Genomic DNA, 6988 nt, shown 5'->3' with positions numbered 1-6988 from the left:
ATATTTGCACTTTCTCTATTAGCATGGACAGCCGTATGCCCTGCCGATGCACAGCAAACGCGCTCACTTCGCGATCAATTCTTAAACCCTTCTGATGAAGCAAAACCCTGGACCTTTTGGTATTGGATGTATGGTGCCGTGTCTAAAGAAGGGATTACAGCCGACTTGGAGGCAATGAAACATGCCGGATTAGGAGGTACTTATCTGATGCCGATTAAAGGTATTCATGAAGGTGCCCAATACGATGGCAAAGCGCAGCAGTTAACTCCCGAATGGTGGGAGATGGTGCGTTTCAGCATGGAAGAGGCAGATCGTTTGGGGCTGAAATTGGGAATGCATATCTGTGATGGTTTCGCATTGGCGGGAGGCCCCTGGATTACTCCTGAAGAATCTATGCAGAAAGTGGTTTGGAGCGATACGATTGTAAACGGAGGAAAACTCATGGCTATTCGCTTACCACAACCGGAAACCTATGAAAACTATTATGAAGATATTGCATTATTCGCTTTGCCGGTAGAAGACGCAGCGGACGAGATGCAGGCAAAAATCACCTGTGTCAACCTAGCTACGACAGGAAATGTAAAAGCAGCTCAAACTGTGAATATGGATGCGGCAGGAGTGATCCGTTCATCCTATCCCTGCTATATCCAGTATGAATACGGAGAACCTTTCACTTGCCGGAACATCGAAATCGTTTTAAATGGTAATAATTATCAGGCACACCGCTTGAAAGTAATGGCTAGTGACGACGGAGTGAATTATCGTTTTGTCAAACAGTTGGTACCTGCCCGTCAGGGATGGCAGAATACAGATGAGAACTCAACTCATAGTATTCCTCCGACTACCGCCCGTTTCTTCCGTTTCTACTGGACTCCTGAAGGAAGCGAACCGGGAAGTGAAGATATGGATGCTGCCAAATGGAAACCCAATCTGAAAATAAAAGAATTACGCCTGCACCGGGAAGCCCGTCTGAACCAGTGGGAAGGAAAAGCCGGACTGGTATGGCGTGTTGCTCAAGCTACTAAAGAAGAGGAAGTCGGGAAACAGGATTGCTATTCACTTTCACAAGTCATCAATCTAACAAAGCAATATACCGGTCATTCGAATGTAAAAACATTGACCGCCACTCTCCCCAAAGGAAAATGGAAATTACTCCGCATGGGACATACGGCTACCGGACATACCAATGCGACAGCGGGCGGCGGAAAAGGATTGGAATGTGATAAGTTTAACCCGAAAACGGTACGGAAGCAATTCGATAACTGGTTTGCGCAGGCATTTGCAAAGACCAATCCCGAAGTAGCTCGTCGCGTACTGAAATATATGCATGTCGACAGTTGGGAATGTGGCAGCCAAAACTGGAATAAACGTTTCGCTATTGAATTTCAGAAACGTCGTGGCTACGATTTGATGCCTTATCTACCTCTATTGGCAGGTATTCCGATGGAAAGTGTCGAACAAAGTGAAAAGATTCTGCGAGACGTACGTACTACCATATCAGAACTCGTCGTAGATGTGTTCTATCAGGTATTGGCGGACTGTGCGAAAGAATATGATTGCCAGTTCTCGGCAGAATGTGTGGCTCCGACGATGGTAAGCGATGGTCTACTGCATTATCAAAAAGTAGATCTTCCGATGGGCGAATTTTGGTTGAACAGTCCTACACATGACAAATCGAATGATATGCTCGACGCTATTAGCGGAGCGCATATCTACGGAAAGAATATTATTCAGGCTGAAGGATTCACCGAAGTGCGTGGCACGTGGGATGAATACCCCGGAATGTTGAAAGCCTTATTGGATCGTAATTACGCATTAGGAATCAACCGCCTTTTCTACCATGTATATGTACATAATCCCTGGTTGGACCGCAAGCCCGGCATGACATTGGATGGCATCGGACTTTTCTTCCAACGGGATCAGACCTGGTGGGATAAAGGCGCAAAAGCCTTTTCCGAATATGCTACCCGTTGCCAGTCGTTGTTGCAATATGGGCATCCGGTAACAGACATCGCAGTCTTTACAGGTGAAGAAGTTCCGAGACGTTCGATATTACCGGAACGATTGGTTCCCTCTCTGCCGGGAATCTTCGGTGCGGAACGAGTGGAAAGTGAACGCATCCGTCTGGCCAATGAGGGACAGCCTTTACGTGTACGTCCGGTAGGTGTTACCCATTCAGCTAACATGGCTGATCCGGAGAAATGGGTGAATCCGCTTCGTGGATATGCATACGATAGTTTTAATAAAGATGCAATCCTTCGTTTGGCGAAAGCAGAAAACGGACGAATAACGTTGCCGGGTGGAGCAAGTTATAAAGTGTTGGTACTGCCTCTTTCGCGTCCTATGAATTCCGAACCAGTATTGTCATCGGAAGTGCAGAAGAAAATCAATGAACTAAAAGAAGCTGGCATTTTGGTGCCTTCTTTACCTTATACAGAAGAAGATTTTTCCGTGTATGGCTTGGAACGTGATATGATCGTGCCGGAAGATATTGCCTGGACGCATCGTCGTGGTGAACTTGGCGAACTCTATTTCGTAGCCAACCAAAAGAACGAAACACGCACGTTTACTGCAAGTATGCGTATTAACGGTAAGAAACCGGAATGTTGGAATCCGGTGACAGGTGAAATGAATGTTCATCCTTCCTATCGTATCAACGGAAACCGAACGGAGGTTACTCTCACATTGGCTCCTAATGAGTCCGTATTCATCGTATATCCTGCGGAGGGAGTACATGAAGGCTATGGAGAGTCCTCTCTCCAACTGCAAAAGGAGAAAAAAGATACAGCTAAAGCCCCTTTAAACATAGCTTTGGAGGCAAAGGAATATACTATAACTTTTGCAGCTAACAAAAAAACGCTCACACGAAAAGAACTTTTCGACTGGAGCCAAGAATCGGACGAACAGATACGTTATTATTCGGGGACAGCGACCTATAAGACCACTTTCCGCTGGAAAAATAAACCGAATAAAGATCAACAGATTTATCTGAATCTGGGAACGATTTATAATTTGGCAACCGTTCGTGTGAATGGCGTAGATTGTAGCACAATCTGGACAGCTCCTTATCGTGCAGATATTACAGGTGCCCTGAAAAAAGGAATTAATGAGCTTGAAATAGAGGTTACAAATACTTGGGCGAATGCACTGACAGGAGTTGATGAAGGAAAAGCGCCGTTTGATGGTATTTGGACTAATGCAAAATATCGCAGGGCAGAAAAAACGTTGCTTCCGGCAGGATTGCTCGGACCTTTGAGTTTTTCTACCACAGAATAAAATAGATTTTTAAGGCACAGATTACGCAGATTACACGGTTTATGAGAATCGTATTACATAAAGTAACAGCACAATCCATGTAATCCGTGCCCAATTCATTATAATATAGCTAAAGTATGAAAAGTTCAATTATTAAAACAGGTACAATGTTGGCAGGTTTTCTGCTTGCTGCCTGCCTGTCAACACACGCAGAAGTAAAGCTACCAGCTATTTTTTCAGATGGTATGGTAATGCAGCAACAGACCAATGCAAACCTTTGGGGGACGGCAACTCCTCATAAAAAAGTAACAGTGACCACTAGTTGGAATGGAAAACAATATGCAGCAACAGCAGATAAAAATGGGGCATGGAAACTGACAGTAGCTACTCCCGAAGCTGGAGGCCCTTATACTGTGACCTTTGATGATGGAACCCAAAAGACACTGAATAATATTCTGATAGGCGAGCTTTGGCTTTGTTCCGGACAAAGTAATATGGAAATGCCGATGAAAGGCTTCAAAAACCAACCGGTAGAAAATGCCAATATGGACATTCTTCACAGCAAGAATCCACAAATCCGTCTGTTTACGGTGAAACGTACTTCTACATTCACTCCGCAGAATGACGTTATCGGTTCGTGGAAAGAAGCAACTCCGGTTAGTGTCCGTGATTTCAGTGCAACAGCCTATTATTTCGGGAGACTGGTAAATGAAATATTAGATGTTCCGGTCGGATTAGTTGTAGCAGCCTGGGGTGGTTCCGCCTGTGAAGCATGGATGACGGCAGACTGGCTGAAAGCCTTTCCGGAAGCGAAGATACCTCAAACGGAAACCGACATAAAATCCAAGAACCGTACTCCGACCGTGCTTTATAACGGTATGTTACATCCGTTAATCGGTATGACCATGAAAGGAGTGATTTGGTATCAGGGCGAAGATAACTGGAATCGTGCCCATACGTATGCTGATATGTTTACCCGATTGATTAACGGTTGGCGTGCCGAATGGAAACAGGGAGATTTTCCTTTCTATTATTGCCAGATAGCTCCGTATGATTACGGGATTATTACCGAAAAAGGAAAGGAAGTGATAAATTCGGCATATCTCCGAGAGGCACAGGCAAAAGTAGAACATCGTGTAGCTAACAGCGGTATGGCTGTATTACTGGATGCAGGAATGGAAAAAGGTATTCATCCCGCAAAGAAACAGGTTGCAGGCGAACGCCTGGCTCTTCTGGCTTTAACTAAAACGTATGGAGTGGAAGGTGTGAATGGCGAGAGCCCTTATTATAAAAGTATTGAAATAAAGAACGACACCATAGTTGTCAGCTTCGAACGTGCCAATATGTGGATTAGCGGCAAGAACTGTTTCGAATCGAAAAACTTTCAGGTAGCCGGCGAAGATAAAGTTTTTTACCCGGCCAAAGCATGGATAGAACGTAGTAAGATGCTGGTGAAAAGCGATAAAGTGCCACACCCGGTAGCTGTTCGATATTGTTTTGAAAACTATGTGGAAGGAGATGTATATTGCGACGGATTGCCTTTAGGGTCTTTCCGTTCGGATGATTGGTAATCGTAAATAGATAAGGTAAATGATGAAAAAGATATGAAGAGATTTTATCTGATTATAACCATACTGTTTGTTGGCGTGTCGGCTCTTTGGAGTCAGCATGCCAATGTCATTTGGAATACTCCCAGTCGTAATTCTTCTGAATCTATGCCCTGTGGTGGTGGAGATATCGGGATGAATATATGGGTAGAAGACGGTGATGTTATGTTCTATGTGAGCCGTAGCGGTACATTCGACGAAAACAACTGCCAGTTAAAACAAGGGCGTGTACGTCTCCGCCTATCACCCAATCCTTTCAAAGACGCTAAAGATTTTCATCAGGAGTTGAAGCTGAAAGACGGATATGTAGAAATCGCGGCAGGAAACACACAGATACAATTTTGGGTAGATGTTTTTCATCCAGTTATACATGTAGAGGTAACAAATGCACAACCGTTGCAGACTGAAGTCTTTTATGAAAATTGGCGCTATCAGGAACGACCTGTCAGAAAAGGAGAGGGGCAACAGTGTTCCTACAAATGGGCTCCCCCGAAAGGTACTGTGACGGAGGCCGACTTTATTTCCGTAAATACAAATCAACTTCTGTTCTATCATCGCAATCCCGAACAGACCGTTTTTGATGTAGTTTTAGCTCAACAAGGAATGAACGAAGTCAAATCTCAAATGATGAATCCTTTGAAAAACCTGACTTTCGGAGGAACTCTTTTGGGTGAAAACTTAGAATTTGTAGGCACTGCGGATGATGTATATGCCGGAACAGACTATCGTGCCTGGAAATTTCGTTCTTCCAAAGCAGCCCGGAAAGAGCATTTCTGCATTGTGTTACATACAGACCAGACAGAAACAATAGAAGAATGGGAGCAGGGAGTACAAACAGCTTTACAAAGAATAGTCCCCAATGGCAAAGTTTCATCGAAAACTATCATACAGGATAAAAAACAGACCCGTTCATGGTGGAATTCCTTTTGGCAACGCAGTTTTATCGAAGCAGAAGGGGAAGCAAAAGAAATAACCAGAAACTACACCCTTTTCCGCTATATGCTGGGATGTAATGCTTATGGCAGCGTACCGACTAAATTCAATGGCGGACTATTCACCTTTGATCCTTGCCATGTCGATGAAAAACAATCTTTTACTCCCGACTACCGGAAATGGGGAGGTGGCACGATGACTGCACAGAATCAACGTTTAGTATACTGGCCGATGCTGAAAAGCGGAGACTTTGATATGATGCCTTCCCAGTTTAATTTTTATAACCGCATGTTGAAGAATGCAGAACTCCGGAGCCGTGTATACTGGCAACATGATGGAGCCTGCTTTAGCGAGCAGATCGAAAATTTCGGTTTGCCGAACCCCGCAGAATATGGTTTCAAACGACCGGACTGGTTCGACAAAGGATTGGAATATAATGCCTGGCTGGAATATGAATGGGATACGATTCTTGAATTCTGTCAAATGATATTGGAAACAAAGAACTATGCAAATGCTGATATTACCCCTTATTTACCTCTGATCGAAAGTTCGCTGACATTCTTCGACGAACATTACCGGCAACTAGCTTCCCGCCGGGGACGGAAAGCGTTGGATGGCAACGGACATCTGATTCTTTTCCCAGGCTCTGCTTGTGAGACATATAAGATGACTAATAACGCAAGCAGTACCATCGCCGCCCTGAAAGTGGTATTAGAAACATACGGAAAGAAAGAAGAGATGCTAAAAGCAATACCTCCGATTCCATTGCGATACATAGAAGTAGGAGATTCGTCGCTTTTAAAACAAGTAATCGCCCCCGCTGTCAGTTGGGAACGAATCAATAATGTAGAAACGCCGCAGCTATACCCTGTATTTCCGTGGAGGATTTACGGAGTAGGCAAAGAGAAGCTGGATATAGCACGTAATACCTACTTTTATGACCCGGATGCCATCAAGTTCCGTTCGCATACCGGATGGAAACAAGATAATATATGGGCTGCCTGTTTAGGCCTGACCGAAGAAGCAAAGAAACTATCTTTAGCCAAATTATCGAATGGACCGCATCGTTTCCCCGCATTTTGGGGACCGGGATATGACTGGACACCCGATCACAACTGGGGAGGTAGCGGCATGATAGGACTTCAGGAAATGCTATTGCAAACCAATGGAGAACAAATACTCCTTTTCCCGGC

The 6988-nt window shown here is 44.5% G+C and carries 3 protein-coding genes; all 3 read left to right on the top strand.

Going from position 1 to position 6988, the window contains the following annotated elements; genetic code table 11:
• Positions 1–3276: glycosyl hydrolase (locus tag ACT8YW_RS21070; protein WP_444107051.1), on the top strand; the 3276-nt coding region annotated here is incomplete at its 5' end.
• Between the two features lie 116 nt (positions 3277–3392).
• Positions 3393–4826 (top strand): sialate O-acetylesterase, encoded by a 1434-nt coding sequence (locus ACT8YW_RS21065; protein WP_444107050.1) that lies wholly within the window; start codon positions 3393–3395, stop codon positions 4824–4826.
• Positions 4827–4859: 33 nt separating this feature from the next.
• The coding region (locus ACT8YW_RS21060; protein WP_444107049.1) for a DUF5703 domain-containing protein at positions 4860–6988 on the top strand (2129 nt) is incomplete at its 3' end.

The organism is Bacteroides sp., assembly GCF_052357945.1.
Lineage (GTDB): Bacteria > Bacteroidota > Bacteroidia > Bacteroidales > Bacteroidaceae > Bacteroides.
This window is presented reverse-complemented; position numbering and strand designations above follow the sequence as displayed.

Coding starts and splice junctions, on each gene's coding strand:
- ACT8YW_RS21065 (WP_444107050.1), top strand. CDS start 3,393: ATGAAAAGTTCAATTATTAAAACAGGTACAATGTTGGCAGGTTTTCTG.